Annotated in this window: 16 protein-coding genes; 1 reads left to right on the forward strand and 15 read right to left on the reverse strand. The window is 41.9% G+C overall.

All coding sequences use genetic code 11. The annotated features are described in order from the left end of the window. Positions 1-30: 30 nt before the first annotated feature. The 9 genes from HMPREF0373_RS14300 to HMPREF0373_RS14330 form a co-directional block, all read right to left on the reverse strand. The gene (locus HMPREF0373_RS14300; RefSeq protein ID WP_021740485.1) at positions 31-405 is read right to left on the reverse strand and encodes a TnpV protein; all 375 of its coding nucleotides are present in this window, start codon (positions 403-405) and stop codon (positions 31-33) included. A gap of 4 nt (positions 406-409) precedes the next feature. Next, positions 410-1,825 (reverse strand): plasmid recombination protein, encoded by a 1,416-nt coding sequence (locus HMPREF0373_RS14305; protein ID WP_021740486.1) that lies wholly within the window; start codon positions 1,823-1,825, stop codon positions 410-412. A gap of 242 nt (positions 1,826-2,067) precedes the next feature. Then, entirely contained in the window at positions 2,068-2,295 is a 228-nt protein-coding gene (locus tag HMPREF0373_RS14310) for a DUF5348 domain-containing protein (RefSeq protein WP_035124999.1), read from the reverse strand. A gap of 117 nt (positions 2,296-2,412) precedes the next feature. Next, the gene (locus HMPREF0373_RS14315) at positions 2,413-3,720 is read right to left on the reverse strand and encodes a virulence-associated E family protein (RefSeq protein ID WP_341348902.1); all 1,308 of its coding nucleotides are present in this window, start codon (positions 3,718-3,720) and stop codon (positions 2,413-2,415) included. Continuing rightward, entirely contained in the window at positions 3,695-4,285 is a 591-nt protein-coding gene (locus HMPREF0373_RS14320) for a CHC2 zinc finger domain-containing protein (protein WP_341348903.1), read from the reverse strand. The genes HMPREF0373_RS14315 and HMPREF0373_RS14320 overlap by 26 nt, the downstream gene beginning before the upstream one ends. Before the next feature lie 271 nt (positions 4,286-4,556). After that, a complete protein-coding gene (locus HMPREF0373_RS17080; protein WP_009243121.1) occupies positions 4,557-4,727 on the reverse strand; it encodes a hypothetical protein in 171 nt (56 codons plus the stop codon). 19 nt (positions 4,728-4,746) lie between these two features. Continuing rightward, complete coding sequence (locus HMPREF0373_RS17420; protein ID WP_021740492.1) at positions 4,747-5,340, reverse strand: site-specific integrase; 594 nt, start codon at positions 5,338-5,340, stop codon at positions 4,747-4,749. Positions 5,341-5,400: 60 nt separating this feature from the next. After that, positions 5,401-5,799: a tyrosine-type recombinase/integrase gene (locus HMPREF0373_RS17425; RefSeq protein ID WP_242831220.1), complete on the reverse strand. Its 399-nt coding sequence runs from the start codon at positions 5,797-5,799 to the stop codon at positions 5,401-5,403. A gap of 13 nt (positions 5,800-5,812) precedes the next feature. After that, positions 5,813-6,004, reverse strand: coding sequence for a helix-turn-helix domain-containing protein (locus HMPREF0373_RS14330; protein WP_009243123.1), 192 nt, complete (start codon positions 6,002-6,004; stop codon positions 5,813-5,815). A gap of 202 nt (positions 6,005-6,206) precedes the next feature. On the opposite strand from HMPREF0373_RS14330, the gene HMPREF0373_RS14335 reads away from it, so the two are divergent. Beyond that, a complete protein-coding gene (locus HMPREF0373_RS14335; RefSeq protein WP_021740493.1) occupies positions 6,207-6,740 on the forward strand; it encodes a helix-turn-helix domain-containing protein in 534 nt (177 codons plus the stop codon). A 266-nt stretch (positions 6,741-7,006) separates the two neighbouring features. Here HMPREF0373_RS14335 and tuf read toward each other — a convergent pair whose 3' ends face one another. The 6 genes from tuf to rpoB all read right to left on the reverse strand — a co-directional run bounded on the left by tuf (position 7,007) and on the right by rpoB (position 19,339). Next, positions 7,007-8,194 (reverse strand): elongation factor Tu, encoded by a 1,188-nt coding sequence (tuf, locus tag HMPREF0373_RS14340; RefSeq protein ID WP_044964739.1) that lies wholly within the window; start codon positions 8,192-8,194, stop codon positions 7,007-7,009. Positions 8,195-8,300: 106 nt separating this feature from the next. Then, positions 8,301-10,418, reverse strand: a complete 2,118-nt coding sequence (fusA, locus tag HMPREF0373_RS14345; RefSeq protein WP_021740495.1) for an elongation factor G — start codon at positions 10,416-10,418, stop codon at positions 8,301-8,303. Between the two features lie 15 nt (positions 10,419-10,433). Continuing rightward, on the reverse strand, positions 10,434-10,904 hold the full coding sequence (gene rpsG, locus HMPREF0373_RS14350) for a 30S ribosomal protein S7 (RefSeq protein WP_022035452.1): 471 nt from the start codon (positions 10,902-10,904) through the stop codon (positions 10,434-10,436). A gap of 198 nt (positions 10,905-11,102) precedes the next feature. Next, positions 11,103-11,522, reverse strand: a complete 420-nt coding sequence (rpsL, locus tag HMPREF0373_RS14355; RefSeq protein WP_022035453.1) for a 30S ribosomal protein S12 — start codon at positions 11,520-11,522, stop codon at positions 11,103-11,105. 239 nt (positions 11,523-11,761) lie between these two features. Then, entirely contained in the window at positions 11,762-15,460 is a 3,699-nt protein-coding gene (gene rpoC, locus HMPREF0373_RS14360) for a DNA-directed RNA polymerase subunit beta' (protein ID WP_021740498.1), read from the reverse strand. An 18-nt stretch (positions 15,461-15,478) separates the two neighbouring features. Then, positions 15,479-19,339, reverse strand: a complete 3,861-nt coding sequence (gene rpoB, locus HMPREF0373_RS14365; RefSeq protein ID WP_021740499.1) for a DNA-directed RNA polymerase subunit beta — start codon at positions 19,337-19,339, stop codon at positions 15,479-15,481. Between the last annotated feature and the right edge of the window lie 69 nt (positions 19,340-19,408).

Genomic DNA, 19,408 nt, shown 5'->3' on the forward strand with positions numbered 1-19,408 from the left:
TGTCCACAACTCCTGCAGACAGCCTCTTTCCTACATAAAGATTATATTTTTATATACTATTTCTTCAGCAGTTGCTTGAATATTATTCTTCCTCCTCACCCATTCCATCTGATCCTGCATCTTCAATTCTTCCGTCACGCCCCACTGTTCAGCCATCTGCTCCACCAGTATCTCGACTTTTTCTCTCGCTTCCTTATCAACCTGATTCAGATGCTCCGTCAGCTTCCCGGTCAGTACCAGATACTGATACCTTGCACTCCGGTGCTCTTTCAGAAACTTCTTTCGCATTATTCCATATTTCCCATATGTAGGTTCCTCCTCATTGATTTCCAGGTCTGGCAGATAATAATCTCCATGCAATGTGTAGCTCAGTCCGTTCTTTTCATCATAAATCTGTTTCGTCATATTCTTACAACTCCATTCCTCTGTACTTTGCTTTATTCTTCTTAATTTGTGCATTGTGTTCTTCACTTCGTTCTCTTGCCCATTGTATGCGGTCACCTATTTTTTTCGGCATCTGCTCTTTCTGTTTTTTCGCTTCAAGTTCCGCCTGCATCCGGATATCGTCCTGCACCAGTCTTTCTACCATATCTTTCCCCAACATGCGTAAAAGTCGGTTATATCTGTCTGCAATTCCCTGCAGTATTTCTTTCTCACCAGACAATTTCTGATAATCTTTCTGAACTTCTGCCAGTTCCTTTTTTGTTTTTTCATGCTCTTGTTTTTTCTTCTGAAACTTACTTTTCCAACTATCTCTTTCTCTTGTGAGTTCTTTCACCTGTGCAGCCATCGCACCGATTTTATTTTTCATTTCAATGAATAATGGTTTTATTTTCTTATCCCGGTAAGTTACCGCACGTTCCAATGCTGTAGCTTCCGGAAGAAATGTTTTAATCATTCCATACTCTTTTATTTCCTTGCTGACATTATCCATCACCGGTTGCAGGAATTCTCTTCTGTCCTCCAGTTTTTTCAATTCTGTTTCTGCTTTCTTCGCACGTTTTTCCGCTGTTTCTTTATCTTTCTGGAACTGAATTTTTTCTTCTTCCAGCAGCTTAATGTCTGCTCTTGCTTCTGCAACCTGAGAAGTCAGTCCCTTATTCTCTGCTGTCAGATTTTCTTTTTCCTGTTCCAGTTCCTGCACTTCCTTCTTACGCTCTTTCTTCTTAAAATTATAAACATCCAAATGTTCTTCATGTGTACCTTTCTGCTCCCATTCGATTCCATGTTGCTTTGCAATTTCAGCCAGCACTTCTTTCTCATGATTTATCCACTGATTCAGCTCTGTATCATGCTTATTTCCACCTTGAAAACCAAGACTTTTCAATGCCTGTTTCAATGAAACTCTGGTATCCATTCCTTTTCCCTTCCAGTTGGTCACATAAGGAACAAAGTCAATATGCAGATGAGGAGTAGCTTCGTCTTGATGCAGATAGCAGTTAAATACCCGAAGTGTCGGATTCCGCTTCTGGAACTCTTTCACATATTCGTCCAGTACCTTTACAGCCTGATTTCCTTCTGACGTTCCCACTGCCATATCCTCACGATTTCCTATCTGGAAGATCACTTCATGGAACAGCTTCTCCTGTTTGCCCTGTCGGATTTTTTCATAATAATTTGCAATTTGCCGATCCTTTCTTTTCCCGACATTGTATCTCTCCACCGCATCATCAAACAGTTCTTTATAGACTTCTTTCAGATTCTCATTCTTATAACAAATGTTCAGTTGTACTCTGTCTGGATTTACATTTTCTGCTACAAAATCCCGTCTGTTATGAGCCAGTGAGCCGGCTCCGATCATGCCACTGATTGTTCTTTTCATCATAAATTTTCTCACCTCTTTTCTGTTTGAGTGCCAGATATGGCACATAATTTTTATTTACGCCAGACATGGCGATATTTAAGAAACTTTCGCCGGATACGGCGGTTTTGTTACTTTTGTCAAAAGTAACGCAAAAGCACTTTCGACAGCCGTACCGTCCATCAAAAGTCCCCTTGCGCCCTGCCGGGGGCATAACGTCCGGTGGACGTCTGCTTTACACCAGCCGAAGCGGATCATAGACCTATTTATCCAGGTATCCTTGCCTGCACATATTCCAGATCTCCACAATAAGGTGTCCCCACCAGATACCATTCTCTTGCCAGATTCATCTCCATTCTGGTCTGTACCCATTCATCACCTACCAGCACTTCCAGTCCTTCTCCACAGTGAAATCCTGTATCAATCCATAAGTCTGATGATAATAATCCATATCTTCCATTACTACTGTTGTATCCTAATCTTCCCTGTTTCATCATTTTCTGCTCCTTTCCAATTTGTAAACGGAATTTGTAAACGGGGTTCAAAAGATTTTAAAAGTTAACTTTTTAAGTTTTTCCTTTAAGTTCCGTTTACATCGTTTACAATAATCTTTACTCAAACGGTATCTCCAACTGTTCCGGTACTTCCATAAAGCCGTCTTTATCTTTCTTCACAGAATCTTCCATCCTTTTCCATGAACGCTGTATTCCATATTCCTTTCCGAACCGATGTGTACCATGTGGTTTCCAGCCTTCAATTGCATTGTTCATAATATTAGCAATCTCTTTACCTTCCCACTGTTTCATTTCTCCGGTTCGATGAAGCGCTTCATCGAACAGAATTCTGGTACATACATACTCGTCATCGTAGTCATCAAGAAATGCCTGTATGATTCCGGCATTGGTATCTTCCGGCATAAATTCTTTTTGCAGACGCTTTGCCTCTTCCTCAATTTCCTTTGTGAATCCTAAGAACACATTTCCCTGTCGATACAGTACCATTGCCTCTGCCCAGGCCTGTTCGATATAGGCTTTGCTCTCTGCCTCATTGTCCAGAATATGAACTTCTGCTTTCGACATATCTGTCATCACCGGAGCAAATCGTCTGTTTCCGGTTCTGTCCAGAGGAAGAAAATTCAGATCATTTGATGTTCCGCAAAATACACACTGTCTCGGTCTGTCTTCCGGGTGAACTTCATAAGGCACTTTATAAGTTTCTTTCTGTCTGCTCAGAAACGATTTTATCTGTTCAATATTCTTTGCTGTGATAGTTGCCTTCATTTCTCCCATTTCGATAATCCAGTGGTTCTGCAGTTTTCTGTAAATATTTTCATCGTCCAGATGATCCAGATTGTCGCTGAACCATTCTTCTTTTATCGCTAGATATTTGAAAAACGTGGACTTTCCGGCTCCCTGGCTTCCAACCAGACACAGCATAATATCATATTTTATTCCCGGTTCATAAATTCTTGAAATCGCTGCCAGCATGTGCATTTTCATTACTCCGATTGTGTATTTACTCTTTTCTGCTCCCAGGAAATGCGGAAGCATATTTTCTATTCTTGGAATCCCGTCCCAGACCAGACTTTCCAGATAATCTCTGATTGGATGATATTTATTTTCATTGGAAACAATATCTACTCCTGCTTTGATCACACGCTCACTTGTCAGTTCATAATTTTCTTCCAGATACATTTTCAGATTATTTTCATCAGTATCTGTAACCGTAGAACTGTTATTTCTCCGTTCCCAAGGCACCTCTTTCACAATGTCCATTCTTCCAGAAAGCTCATTTCGTTTAATCGCTTTTTTCAGCACTGGATCTTTTTGTAATACGGTTACACAATTTCTAATTGTCTGCTTTGTTCTTCCTTTATCCGTATGCTCCAACATATTATTGACATCTTCTGTTGTAAGCATTTCCTCGTTCACAATATCTTCTAATTCCATCAAGGACTTCTCGCTGATATTCGTTAATTCTTTTTTCAATTTTTTCAACCTCCCTTCTCTTCATCTTGAAAAACTCTACAATCTCTTCTCCTGTTCCAAACATCAGCACGTCCAGATAGTCATTTATCTTTCTTTCATTTGCCAATGCCTCCGTAAATAATTCGTGCCACTCTTCATCTGGTTCTGGTTTGTAAAACTCTTTCCAGAACTGAATCCATTTCAGATATCTGATCAGCACGTCTGTTGCATGTTTCAACCACTGCTCCAGTTTTTCTCTGATCATCACAACTTTAGGTTTCTTTGATATCAAAGTATTCCTGCTTTGGTGCGTCCTTTTGTATTTGTTTCTGTCTTCGATTTTTATATCCAATCCAAAATCTTCTATCATCTTTTTCGCAGCTTCATACTGTGATATTCCAAATAACCTTGCTGTAAAATCTATCGCATCACCGCCCACTCCACATGCAAAGCAATGATATATTTTATCTGCCTTCATACTTGGGTGTCGGTCTTTATGAAACGGACAACATGCCATTCCATTTCCCTTTACTTTAATCCCGTAATGCTCCGCAGCCTGTCTCGCTGTCACACATCCTTTTACCTGTTCAAATAATGTCACTTCTACCTCCTGCCCCTCCGGGCAAGTCTCTGATGAACAGATATTCGGGAATTGTTGTATCTTTCAATTCGTGATATACTTAATCTGCCAAGATGGTATATCAGTGAATCTGATTATCAGAGAACTTGCTCAGATATTTTGTCTGGGCTTTTTCTTTTTGTCTGTCAGTAGTCATAGCTTTTGCTCCTTACACAAATCTCCTTGTAGGAATAATGATGATTTCAAATTTGCTTCCGTCCTCTAATTCAAGAAGAATCACATAATCTGAATCCCGATCCGGTAAAATGGAACTTATTTTCAGCTTCTTACTGTAGTTAATTGCATCAAATATTTTTCCGACTACTTTCTTTGTTTTCATTTGCTTCTTTTCCTCCGTATTAACGTTTATTGTCCAGCATCTCAGCAACTTTTTTCTGCTGTGACGGGTACAGATGCCCATAAGTGTTCAATGTCATCTGAATGTCTTTGTGCCCCAGCCTTTCCTTGATAATCAGCGGTTCTACGCCCTGGTAGATCAGATATGCCACATGGCTGTGACGGATATCGTGCACTCTGATTGGTTTTACACCGGTCAGTGCTTCATATTTCTTAAGACGTTTCTGCAGTGTTCTCGCCACAATCGGGAACAACCGTTGATCTTCCGGAAATCCATAATGCTTCTTTGCATACTCCTGTACCTCTTCCTTAAGAAAATTAGGAATATCAATGGTACGGACTGAATTTTCTGTTTTAGGAGTATCAATCACATCTCTTTTCCTGATCCGGTTATAAGTCTTATTGATATGCAGGAGATTTCCACTCATCTCAAAATCTGAAAGACTCAATGCCAGAAGTTCTCCTTCCCTGATTCCTGTCCAAAACAGAATTTCAAATATCAGATAATCTTCACTCCCCGGCTCAATCCCGGCAATAAATCTGTCGTATTCTGCCTTCGTCCAGAATTCCAGCTTGTTGGCATCTGATTTCCCCATCTTTTTTACTTTCTTACATGGATTTTCCTTCAGATTGTAAATTTTCTGTGCACTGTTTAATCATGCATTTAACTGATTCTGGATCATACGCTCATAAGTCTTGCTGTATCCTTTTTCCTGAATGGTATTCTGCCACTGGATAATCTCTGCCGGTGTGATCTCATTCATTTTTCTTATTCCAAAATACGGAACAATGTGCTTGTTCATCATGTGCTGCTTATTGCGGATTGAATTTTCTTTCAGTTCATTCTTTTTATCTTCAAAATAGACTTGAATAAAACTGTTCATCTCCATTTTCATATCTGCCGCAGTCTTTCTTATGAATTCCTTTTCATAATTCAATGCTTCTTTCTTGGTCTTGAACCCTCTTTTCAGCTTCTGCGTTTTCTTTCCTGTCCAGTCAATATAGCGGAAACTCACATACCAGGTTCCCTGTGTTTTGTCTTTGTAAGCTGACATCTTAAAACCTCCTTCATACTGCTCTCTGAGAGCATCCATAAAATTTTGTTTCCCAGTAGGGACGTGGAATTTTTCCACGAACTGCCACATATCCTTCCTTTGCCAGTTCATCATTAAGCTGCTTCAGAATGGAATATGCTTTACTGCGTTTCACACCTAATTCTTCCATGACATCATCAACAGTCATCATATAATTAGTTCTCATAGTGTCCTCCTTTCCAGTCACTTTTGTGACTCTTTTGATGTTTTCTACTATAATTCACTTTTGTGACTTTGTCAATATCCTTTTGCGAATTTTATTTTTATATTCCACTCTACATTTTCATACTCTACGAAAATCAACCTCTTTCGTATCATTCACTTTTGTGCTAGAATAGAAGCACAAATATTATTAAGGAGGCAGCATTATGGTTGGTAAAAAAATCCGGGCATTCCGGGAATTTAGAGGATACAGTCAGATACAGTTAGCCGAGCTGTCCGGCATTAACGTAGGAACAATCAGAAAATATGAACTGGGAATCCGGAATCCGAAACCGGATCAGTTAGAAAAGATAGCAACTGCACTGGGATTAAATGTAAGTGTTTTTCTGGATTTTAATATTGAAACAGTCGGAGATGTACTCTCTCTGCTGTTTTCTATTGATGATTCAGTGAACCTCTCACTTGCTGAAACACCTGATCAGAAGGTTGCGCTGACATTCGATAATCCTACAATGCAGGACTTTTTCAGGAAATGGTGTCAATTTAAAAATGTCTATGAAAAGGAAAAAGCTGAAATATTAGCTATTGAAGATAAAAATAAAAAACAAGAAGAACTGGATAAGCTCAACGCTACCCAGGAAGAATGGAAACTACGTGCCATGGGAACTACGATAGGTTGTCATACCATCGTTAAGAAGGGCACTGAAGGTAATGACATTAAGACGTATGATCTGACTTAATCCACAATCACATCTCTGATTTGTGAATAAATTCACTTTATCTGTTATCATATTTGCGAAAATTATATATTTTGTTATCATTCTGTTATCACAAACGGTTGTCAGGACACTCTCCCGGCAACCGTTTTTCTATGCCGTTCGTTATTCTTTTCCGCCCTTTTATATATTTCCAGGCAACAGAAAAACCCGTAGAACCGAAGTTCTACGGGTATCTTACGTTTGGACACAACGTTATCTTGCGATAACAAATCTATATTCAGATTGTATTACTCGATGATTGTAGCAACACGTCCTGATCCTACAGTACGTCCACCTTCACGGATAGCGAATGTAAGACCCTGCTCCATAGCGATTGGGTGGATGAGCTCGATTGTCATCTCTACGTTATCGCCAGGCATGCACATCTCTGTGCCTTCTGGAAGGTTGCAAACACCTGTTACGTCAGTTGTTCTGAAGTAGAACTGCGGACGATAGTTGTTGAAGAACGGTGTATGACGGCCACCCTCATCTTTTGTCAGTACGTAAACCTGAGCTGTGAATTTTGTATGGCATGTTACTGTACCTGGTTTTGTAAGAACCTGACCTCTTTCGATGTCCTCTCTCTTAATACCACGAAGTAATGCACCGATGTTATCACCAGCCTGAGCCTCGTCTAACAGTTTACGGAACATCTCGATACCAGTAACAGTTGTTTTCTGGATCTCCTCTTTGATACCAACGATTTCAACTTCCTCGTTGATGTGAAGAGTACCACGCTCTACTCTACCTGTAGCAACTGTACCACGACCTGTGATTGTGAATACATCCTCTACTGGCATAAGGAATGGCTGATCTGTTGCACGCTGCGGATCCGGAATATACTCATCAACTGTATCCATGAGTTCCATGATCTTATCGCCCCACTCGCCCATCGGATCTTCCAGAGCTTTTAAAGCAGAACCTTTGATGATCGGGCAGTCTGTGAAGTCATACTCTTCCAGAACTTCTGTGATTTCCATCTCTACTAACTCAAGCAGCTCCTCATCATCTACCATATCACATTTGTTCATGAATACAACGATGTAAGGTACACCTACCTGACGGGAAAGAAGGATGTGCTCTTTTGTCTGAGCCATAACACCGTCTGTAGCAGCTACTACAAGGATAGCACCATCCATCTGAGCAGCACCAGTGATCATGTTTTTAACGTAATCAGCATGGCCTGGGCAGTCAACGTGTGCATAGTGACGTTTTGCTGTCTGATACTCAACGTGAGCTGTAGAAATTGTGATACCACGCTCTCTCTCTTCCGGAGCTTTATCGATATTCTCGAAATCTACTTTCTCGTTTCCTTCTACTCTCTCAGCTAATACTTTAGTGATAGCAGCTGTTAAAGTTGTTTTACCGTGGTCAACGTGTCCAATTGTACCAATATTACAATGTGGTTTGCTTCTGTCAAATTTAGCTTTTGCCATTTTTGCGTCCTCCTTAAAATTGTATGCCTTCGGCATTCATAATTCTTAATTGAATCTTATCACTCGATACTTCGATTATATTAAAAAGGTCAAAGTATTTCAAGTTTTATTTTGCTTTTGCGGAAATAATTTTATCCTGTACAGACTTCGGAACCGGCTCATATTTCTCGAAGAACATTGAGTAGTTACCACGTCCCTGTGTTTTGGAACGTAAGTCTGTAGAGTATCCAAACATCTCTGCCAGCGGTACATAACCTCTAACGATCTTTCCACCGCCAAGGTCATCCATACCTTCGATACGTCCACGACGAGAGTTAATATCACCGATTACGTCACCCATGTACTCTTCCGGCATAGTAACTTCTACTTTCATGATCGGCTCAAGAAGAACCGGGCTTGCTTTCTGCATAGCCTCTTTGAAACACATAGATCCGGCAATATGGAATGCCATCTCAGAGGAATCGACCTCATGATAAGATCCGTCGTAAACTGTAGCTTTAACACCTACAACCGGGAATCCAGCAATGATACCAGCCTTAGCTGCTTCTTCAATACCTTCTCCAACTGCCGGGATGTACTCTTTCGGAATGGCACCACCAACAACTGCGGACTCAAACTTGAATGTCTCTTCACCGTTTGCATCCATCGGCTCGAATTTAACTTTACAGTGTCCGTACTGACCACGTCCACCGGACTGTTTTGCATATTTGTATTCCTGATCAACAGGTTTTGTAAATGACTCTTTGTAAGCAACCTGAGGAGCACCAACGTTTGCCTCTACTTTGAACTCACGAAGCAGACGGTCAACGATGATTTCCAGATGTAACTCACCCATTCCGGCGATGATTGTCTGGCCTGTCTCAGTGTTTGTATGAGCACGGAAAGTAGGATCTTCCTCTGCAAGTTTTGCAAGAGCTTCACCCATCTTGCCCTGTCCAGCTTTTGTCTTCGGCTCGATAGCAAGCTCGATAACTGGCTCTGGGAACTCCATGGACTCTAAGATTACAGGATGCTGCTCGTCACAGATTGTATCACCTGTTGTAGTGATCTTAAATCCAACTGCTGCTGCGATATCACCTGAGTAAACTTTGTCCAGCTCAGTTCTCTTGTTAGCGTGCATCTGAAGGATACGTCCAACACGCTCTTTTTTATCTTTTGTTGCATTCAGTACGTAAGAACCGGAATTCATTGTACCGGAGTATACACGGAAGAATGCAAGTTTTCCAACGAACGGGTCTGTCATGATCTTGAATGCAAGAGCGGAGAACGGCTCATCATCAGATGAATGTCTCTCAATCTCATTACCATCCAGGTCAACACCCTTGATAGCCGGAATATCTGTCGGTGCCGGCATAAATTCTACGACAGCATCTAACAGTTTCTGTACACCTTTGTTTCTGTAAGCAGTACCACAGCAAACCGGTACAGCTGTACACTCACATGTAGCTTTTCTTAAAACAGCTTTTAACTGCTCAACGGACGGCTCTTCGCCTTCCAGATACATCATTGTCAGATCATCATCTAACTCGCAGATCTTCTCTACTAACTCGTCATGGTAAAGCTCTGCCTCTTCCTGCATATCTTCCGGAATCGGCTCAATGCTGATGTCTTCACCTTTCTCATCGTTGTAGATATAAGCCTGCATCTCGAATAAGTCGATGATTCCTTTGAAGTCATCTTCTTTTCCGATTGGAAGCTGTAAGCAGATTGCGTTTTTACCTAAACGCTCACGGATCTGATCTACTGCTCCGTAGAAGTTTGCACCAAGGATATCCATCTTATTGATGAATGCCATACGTGGTACATTGTATGTGTCTGCCTGACGCCATACGTTCTCTGACTGAGGCTCTACACCACCCTTTGCACAGAAGACACCAACGGCGCCATCCAGTACACGAAGGGAACGCTCTACTTCTACTGTAAAGTCAACGTGACCTGGAGTATCAATGATGTTGATACGGTACTCTTTCGCACCCGGTGCAGGTTTATTTTCTTTCTGCGGTGTCCAGTGACATGTTGTAGCAGCTGAAGTAATTGTGATACCTCTCTCCTGCTCCTGCTCCATCCAGTCCATGGTAGCAGTACCTTCGTGAGTATCACCAATTTTATAGTTAATACCAGTGTAATAAAGGATACGCTCTGTTAATGTAGTTTTACCTGCATCAATATGAGCCATGATACCAATATTTCTGGTTCTCTCAAGCGGATATTCTCTTCCTGCCATGGTGATTTCCTCCTCTTAGAATCTGAAATGGGAGAATGCTTTGTTTGCTTCTGCCATCTTGTGCATGTCTTCTTTACGTTTTACAGATGCGCCTGTATTGTTAGCTGCATCCATAATCTCATTTGCCAGTCTGTCTGCCATTGTTTTTTCTCCTCTTTTTCTGGAGAACATTGTTAACCAACGCAGTCCAAGTGTCTGACGTCTGTCCGGTCTTACTTCGATCGGCACCTGATATGTTGCACCACCGATACGTCTAGCCTTTACTTCAAGTACAGGCATAACATTGTTCATAGCCTCTTCGAATACTTCGAGAGCCGGTCTTCCGGTTTTCTCTGCAACACGATCAAAAGCTCCGTATACAATTTTCTGAGCTACACCTTTCTTACCATCTAACATGATGTTGTTGATAAGCTTTGTAACTACTACGTTATTGTACATAGGATCTGCTAAAACTTCTCTTTTCTGATTATGTCCTTTACGTGGCACGGTACTTCCCTCCTTAATCATGGTCTTGGCTTGCTGTCTTTCACAGCAGTTTCTTAATCGATTAATTCAACGGTACTCACATGTGTCTTTCTAATGTGTTCATGCTGGGAACATCTATCTTTATCTGTTATCGTCGATAAAAAGAATTCCAACACTTACAATAGTTCTGTTTGTGATACTATTGGTCTTTTACAGGTCCTATTTGCCTGCTTTCGGTCTCTTAGCGCCGTATTTGGAACGAGCCTGACGTCTGTTTGCAACGCCTGCTGTATCCAGTGTTCCTCTGATGATATGGTATCTTGTACCTGGTAAGTCTTTTACACGACCACCACGGATCAGAACAACACTATGCTCCTGTAAGTTATGACCTTCACCCGGAATATAGCTTGTTACTTCGATTCCGTTAGAAAGACGAACTCTGGCGATTTTTCTAAGAGCTGAGTTAGGTTTTTTCGGGGTTGCAGTCTTAACTGCTGTACAAACACCTCTCTTCTGCGGAGAAGATGCATCTGTAGGTCTCTTCTGTAAAGAGTTGTAACCTTTCTGTAATGCAGGTGCTGTAGATTTTTTTGCAGTTGTCTGACGACCTTTTCTTACTAACTGATTAAATGTTGGCATTCTATTCACCTCCTGTATATTTTGTAAAAAAGTTTCCTGTGCACTTTTATGCACACTAAAATAGTATAGTGACTGACTTCGCACTTGTCAAGCATCTTTTTTAAATTTTACCATTTTTTCTGTTTTTATACATAAACATATACAATTCATGTGTTTTTCTATCAGAAAGACAGAAAAAACGGTGTCATCTCCGACACCGCTTCTTCTATATAGTATATATAGTATTATTTTTGTTCTGCTTACTCTTCTGTCACTGTTTCTTCCACAGGAATCTCATCAGTAACATCGTTATCAGAATCTAAATCTGTCTCATTGATTTCCACATCTTCTTCAGTGAAAATATCTTCACCCATTAAATCGTCTACATTAAGTTCTGCATTCTCATCAATATCGGAATCCAGATGAATGGAACGATATCTCTTCATTCCTGTTCCGGCCGGAATCAGTTTACCGATGATTACATTCTCTTTCAGACCGATCAATGGATCAATCTTACCTTTGATTGCTGCCTCTGTCAGAACTTTTGTTGTCTCCTGGAAGGATGCAGCTGACAGGAATGAGTTGGTAGCCAGGGAAGCTTTGGTAATACCAAGCAGTACCTGTTTTCCTTCTGCCGGCTCTTTTCCCTCTGCAGCTAACTTTTCATTTTCTTCCTCATATTCAAGGAAATCAACCATTGTTCCCGGCAGGAAATCAGAATCTCCGTTATTCTCAATACGGATCTTCTTCAACATCTGACGAACAATAACCTCAACGTGCTTATCATTGATTTCTACACCCTGCAGACGATATACACGCTGAACTTCCTGAAGCATGTAATCCTGAACTGCACGAACACCTTTGATTTTCAGGATATCGTGTGGATTTACGCTACCTTCGGTAAGTTCATCACCAGCCTCAAGGAAAGCACCGTCTGTGATCTTGATTCTGGAACCGTAAGGAATAAGGTATGCTTTTGTCTCACCTGTTTCCGGGCTTGTAACGATGATCTCACGTTTCTTCTTTGTATCTTTGATATTAGCAACACCGGCAAACTCTGTGATAATGGCAAGTCCTTTCGGTTTTCTTGCCTCAAAAAGCTCCTCGACACGAGGAAGACCCTGTGTAATATCATCACCTGCAACACCACCGGAGTGGAATGTACGCATCGTAAGCTGTGTACCCGGCTCACCGATTGACTGAGCAGCAATGATACCTACTGCCTCACCAACCTGTACGGCCTGACCGGTTGCCATATTTGCGCCATAGCATTTTGCACAAACACCGACTTTGGAACGGCAGGTAAGGATTGTACGGATTTTAACTTTTTCAAGCGGTTCTCCGTTCTCATCTACACCTTTACTCATAACCAGAGCTGCACGTTTCGGTGTAATCATATGATTTGCTGCCACCAATACGTTTCCATCTGCATCGCAGATATCTTCGCAGGCAAAACGTCCTGTGATACGCTCCTGAAGGCTTTCGATTTCCTCTTTTCCATCCATGAATGCACTCACATACATTCCTGCAATCTCACTTCTGTCTGTACAGCAATCTGTCTCACGAATGATCAGATCCTGTGATACATCAACCAGACGTCTCGTCAGGTATCCGGAATCGGCAGTACGAAGTGCTGTATCGGACATACCTTTACGAGCTCCATGTGCAGACATGAAGTACTCCAATACATCCAGTCCCTCACGGAAGTTTGATTTGATCGGCAACTCAATTGTCTTACCAGTTGTATCGGCCATCAAACCACGCATACCAGCCAGCTGTTTGATCTGTTTATCAGAACCACGGGCTCCGGAATCAGCCATCATGAAGATGTTGTTGTATTTATCAAGTCCGGATAACAGCTCATGTGTAAGCTCATCATCGGTTTCTTTCCAAGTCTCAACAACCTCTTTGTAACGTTCTTCTTCTGTGATAAGTCCGCGCTTATAGTTCTTTGTAATCAAATCCACAGTATCCTGAGCCTGTTTGATCAGTACCGGCTTCTTCTCCGGTACGGTCATATCGGAAATGGATACGGTCATAGCAGCTCTTGTAGAGTATTTATAACCCATTGCTTTGATGTCATCCAGAACCTCAGCGGTTGTGGTAGCACCATGAATGTTGATAACTTTCTCAAGGATCTGTTTCAATCCTTTTTTACCTACATGGAAATCAACTTCCAGAACCAGATCATTCTCCGGAATGCTTCTGTCCACAAAACCAAGATCCTGTGGAAGAATCTCATTAAAAATGAAACGTCCCAATGTGGACTCAACCGTTCCGGTCTTTTCTGTTCCATCTGCCATTTTCTTTGTTACACGTACATGGATTCTGGAGTGTAATTTTACATAGCCATTCTCATATGCAAGAATTGCTTCGTTCAAGTTTTTGAAGTAATGTCCCTCACCAAGAGAATCTGGTCTCTCCTGAGTCAGATAATAAATACCAAGTACCATATCCTGAGAAGGAACGGCTACCGGACCTCCATCGGACGGTTTTAACAGGTTGTTTGGTGACAGTAACATAAACCGGCACTCTGCCTGCGCTTCCACAGAAAGAGGAAGATGAACAGCCATCTGATCACCATCGAAATCGGCATTGTATGCGGTACAAACGAGCGGATGCAGTTTAATTGCTTTACCCTCTACCAGAATCGGTTCAAATGCCTGAATACCAAGTCTGTGCAGTGTAGGAGCACGGTTCAGCATAACCGGATGCTCTTTGATAACTTCTTCCAGAACGTCCCATACTTCTGTCTGAAGTTTCTCTACCATTTTCTTAGCGCTCTTAATATTATGTGCTGTTCCGTTTGCAACCAGTTCTTTCATTACAAATGGTTTGAACAACTCGATTGCCATCTCTTTCGGCAAACCGCACTGATAAATCTTTAATTCCGGTCCAACTACGATAACGGAACGTCCGGAATAATCAACTCGTTTACCGAGCAGGTTCTGACGGAAACGTCCGGATTTACCTTTCAGCATATCAGACAGAGATTTTAATGCTCTGTTTCCAGGACCGGTAACAGGTCTTCCACGACGACCATTATCGATCAGTGCATCAACAGCTTCCTGAAGCATACGTTTCTCGTTGCGCACAATAATATCCGGTGCACCGAGTTCTAACAGTCTTCTCAGACGGTTGTTACGATTGATGATTCGACGATACAAATCGTTCAGATCGGATGTCGCAAAACGTCCACCATCCAACTGTACCATCGGACGTAAATCTGGTGGAATAACCGGAATAACTGTCATGATCATCCACTCCGGTCTATTGCCAGACTCGCGGAATGCTTCTACAACTTCCAGTCTTTTAATGATTCTTGCACGTTTCTGACCTGTAGCAGTCTTTAATGCAGCTTTCAGTTCTACAGAATCTTTCTCCAGATCAATTGCTTCCAGAAGTTCTTTGATAGATTCAGCTCCCATACCCACACGGAATGTATTTCCGTATTTCTCGTATGCTTCCTGATATTCCGCCTCGGACAGAACCTGCTTATACTGCAGGTCTGTCTCGCCTTTATCCAGAACGATGTAAGAAGCAAAATACAGAACTTTCTCCAACGTACGAGGAGAAATATCAAGGATTAATCCCATACGGCTAGGAATACCTTTAAAGTACCAGATATGAGATACCGGAGCAGCCAGCTCAATATGTCCCATACGTTCTCTACGAACATTGGATTTTGTAATCTCAACTCCGCATCGATCGCAGACAACGCCTTTGTAACGGATTTTTTTATATTTACCGCAGTGGCATTCCCAATCTTTGCTCGGTCCAAAAATACGTTCACAGAACAAACCGTCTTTTTCTGGTTTTAAAGTTCTATAATTAATGGTTTCCGGTTTTTTTACTTCGCCCCGGGACCATTCCAATATTTTTTCCGGTGAAGCCAATCCGATGCGGATGGCATCGAACGCTATGTTTGTGCCGACTTCTTTATTGTTTGTTTCTGGCATTTACAACGCTCCTTCCTCTTATTCTTCATCAAGAATGCTATCGTCAAATGCATCCATAAAATCATCTGTATCGGAATCATCCTGATTTTCTTCCACATCAACCAGTTCTTCATTTTCATTAAATTCCTGTTTTGAGAAGCCCATTGCTCCAAAAGATTCTTTTTCTTCATAATTGAAGTTTCTATCTCCGGAAATAATAGCATTCAGGTCTGTATTTCCATATTCGCTTGTTTCAAGCAGTTTTACTTCCTCACCATTTTCGTCTTCCAGAGTCACATCCAGACCAAGAGACTGTAACTCTTTCAACAATACCTTGAAGGACTCAGGAATACCCGGTTCAGGAATATTATCACCTTTGATAATTGCTTCGTAAGTTTTTACACGGCCAATAACATCATCGGATTTTACTGTCAGGATTTCCTGCAGTGTGTATGCTGCACCGTAAGCCTCAAGTGCCCATACCTCCATCTCTCCGAAACGCTGTCCACCGAACTGAGCTTTACCACCCAGAGGCTGCTGTGTAACAAGAGAGTAAGGACCGGTAGAACGTGCATGGATCTTGTCGTCTACCAAATGATGCAGTTTCAGGTAATGCATGTGTCCGATAGTTACCGGGCTGTCAAAATACTCACCGGTACGTCCATCACGCAGTCTTACTTTTCCATCACGAGAAATCGGAACACCTTTCCAGAGTTCACGATGTTCTCTGTTTTCATACAGGTAATCAAGAACTTCCGGAAGCAGTTCCTGCTCATGTTTCTCTTTGAACTCTTCCCATGTTAAGTTGACATAATCATTTGCCAGATCCAGAGTATCCATGATATCAGTCTCTTTTGCACCGGCAAAAATTGGTGTTGCAACATTAAATCCAAGTGCTTTTGCTGCAAGACTCAGATGGATCTCCAGCACCTGTCCGATATTCATTCGGGAAGGTACACCCAGCGGATTTAATACGATATCCAGCGGACGTCCATTCGGCAGGAATGGCATATCTTCTACCGGAAGTACACGGGAAACGACACCCTTATTACCATGACGGCCAGCCATCTTATCACCAACAGAAATTTTTCTCTTCTGAGCGATGTAAATACGAACAGCCTGGTTCACACCCGGTGATAACTCATCACCATTCTCTCGGGTAAATACTTTTGCATCTACAACGATACCGTACTCACCATGTGGTACCTTTAAGGAAGTATCACGTACTTCTCTGGCTTTTTCACCAAAAATTGCACGAAGCAGTCTCTCTTCAGCTGTCAGTTCAGTCTCTCCTTTCGGAGTCACTTTACCAACCAGAATATCACCGGCACGAACCTCGGCACCGATACGGATAATACCTCTCTCATCCAGATCTTTCAGTGCATCGTCACCGACACCCGGAACGTCTCTTGTAATTTCTTCCGGTCCGAGTTTTGTATCACGAGCCTCAGCCTCATACTCTTCAATATGGATAGATGTGTAAACATCATCCTGAACCAGACGCTCACTTAACAGTACAGCATCCTCGTAGTTATAGCCTTCCCATGTCATAAATCCAATCAACGGGTTCTTACCAAGACCAAGTTCTCCGTTTGAAGTAGACGGACCATCAGCAATAACCTGTCCAGCCTCTACATGATTTCCTTTGAATACAATTGGTCTCTGGTTATAGCAGTTAGACTGGTTGCTTCGAGAGAATTTTGTCAGTTTAATGGTCTCTTTGCTTCCATCATCATCGTATTTGATTGTAATTTCATTGGAGCATGCACGTTCAATCACACCGGCGCGTTTTGCAACAACACAAACGCCGGAATCGACAGCAGCCTTCGGCTCCATACCTGTACCGACAACCGGTGCCTCTGTAGTCAGAAGCGGTACAGCCTGACGCTGCATGTTTGCTCCCATTAATGCACGGTTCGCATCGTCGTTCTCAAGGAACGGGATCAGTGCGGTAGCAACTGAGAATACCATCTGCGGAGATACATCCATGTAATCAAATAATGTCTTGTCGTACTCCTGTGTTTCTTCTCTGTAACGACCAGATACAGAATTACGAACAAAGTATCCATTTTCATCCAGTTTCTCATTCGCCTGTGCTACATGGTAATTATCCTCTTCATCCGCTGTCATGTATACAACCTCATCTGTTACACGCGGGTTCTTAGGATCTGTTTTATCAATTTTACGATATGGTGCCTCAACAAAACCATACTCATTAATTCTTGCATAAGATGCAAGAGAGTTGATCAGACCGATGTTCGGTCCCTCAGGAGTCTCTACCGGACACATTCTTCCATAATGAGAATAGTGAATATCTCGAACCTCGAATCCTGCACGGTCTCTGGACAAACCACCTGGTCCCAATGCAGACAGACGACGTTTGTGAGTCAGCTCACCAAGAGGGTTGTTCTGATCCATAAACTGTGACAGCTGGGAAGAACCAAAGAATTCTTTGACAGCAGCTGTAACCGGTTTGATATTGATCAGACTCTGTGGTGTGATTGTCTCAAGATCCTGAGTAGTCATTCTTTCACGAACTACTCTCTCCAGACGGGAAAGACCAATTCTATACTGGTTCTGAAGCAGCTCACCTACCGCACGGATACGACGATTTCCAAGGTGATCAATATCGTCATCATTACCAATACCATACTCAAGATGCATATTATAATTAATAGAAGCAATAATATCTTCTTTTGTAATATGTTTCGGAATCAGATCATGGATGTTTCTGCGGATTGCATCCTTGATTTCTTCCAATTCTGCATTTTCTTCCAGAATCTGTGCCAGCACTGGATAATAAACCAGCTCTGTAACACCGACTTCTTTCGGATCCACATCTACATAATGGCGCAGATCAACCATCATATTGGACAGAACTTTTGCGTTACGCTCTTCTGTCTGAATCCAGACATACGGAACTGCCGCATTCTGGATTGTATCTGCCAGTTCACGGTCAACTTTCTGACCTGCTTCTGCCAGCACTTCACCTGTACTCGGATCCACAACATCCTCTGCCAGTACATGTCCGTTGATGCGGTTTTTCAGCATTAATTTTTTATTAAATTTATATCTTCCAACCTTTGCCAGATCATATCTTCTCGGGTCGAAGAACATAGCCATGATGAGACTCTCTGCACTTTCTACAGAAAGCGGCTCACCCGGACGGATTTTCTTATATAATTCCAAAAGACCTTCCTGATAATTTGTAGAAACGTCTTTTCCGAAACTTGCAATAATCTTTGGTTCCTCACCAAAAAGATCAATAATTTCCTGATTTGTACCAATACCAAGTGCGCGGATCAGAACTGTGATCGGCACTTTACGGGTACGGTCAACACGAACATAGAAGACATCATTAGAGTCTGTCTCATATTCCAACCATGCACCACGGTTTGGAATAACAGTGCAGGAATACAATTCTTTTCCAATTTTATCATGGGCGATTCCATAATAAATACCCGGGGAACGAACAAGCTGACTTACAATAACACGCTCAGCACCGTTAATTACAAATGTACCTGTCTCTGTCATCAGCGGCAGATCACCCATGAAGATTTCATGTTCGTTGATCTCGTCTGCTTCTTTATTATAAAGTCTTACCTTTACTTTTAAAGGAGCTGCATATGTCGCATCACGCTCTTTACACTCTGGAATGGAATATTTTACATCCTTTTCGCACAATGTAAAGTCTGTAAATTCCAGACTCAGATGTCCACTGTAATCAGCAATCGGCGAAATATCCGCAAACACTTCTTTGAGTCCTTCTTCCAAAAACCAATTGTAGGAATTCTTCTGAACCTCAATCAGGTTTGGCATTTCCAGAACCTCTTTTTGTCTCGAATAACTCATACGCAAACTTTTTCCGTTTATGACCGGACGTATCCTGTTTTTCTCCATTGACGCTTCACCTCTCGTTTTCTTTTTCTATCCCTGAAAAGGGCGCACAAAGCCCCATCAAACCACAAT

Source organism: Eubacterium ramulus ATCC 29099 (assembly GCF_000469345.1).
GTDB classification, from domain to species: domain Bacteria; phylum Bacillota; class Clostridia; order Lachnospirales; family Lachnospiraceae; genus Eubacterium_I; species Eubacterium_I ramulus.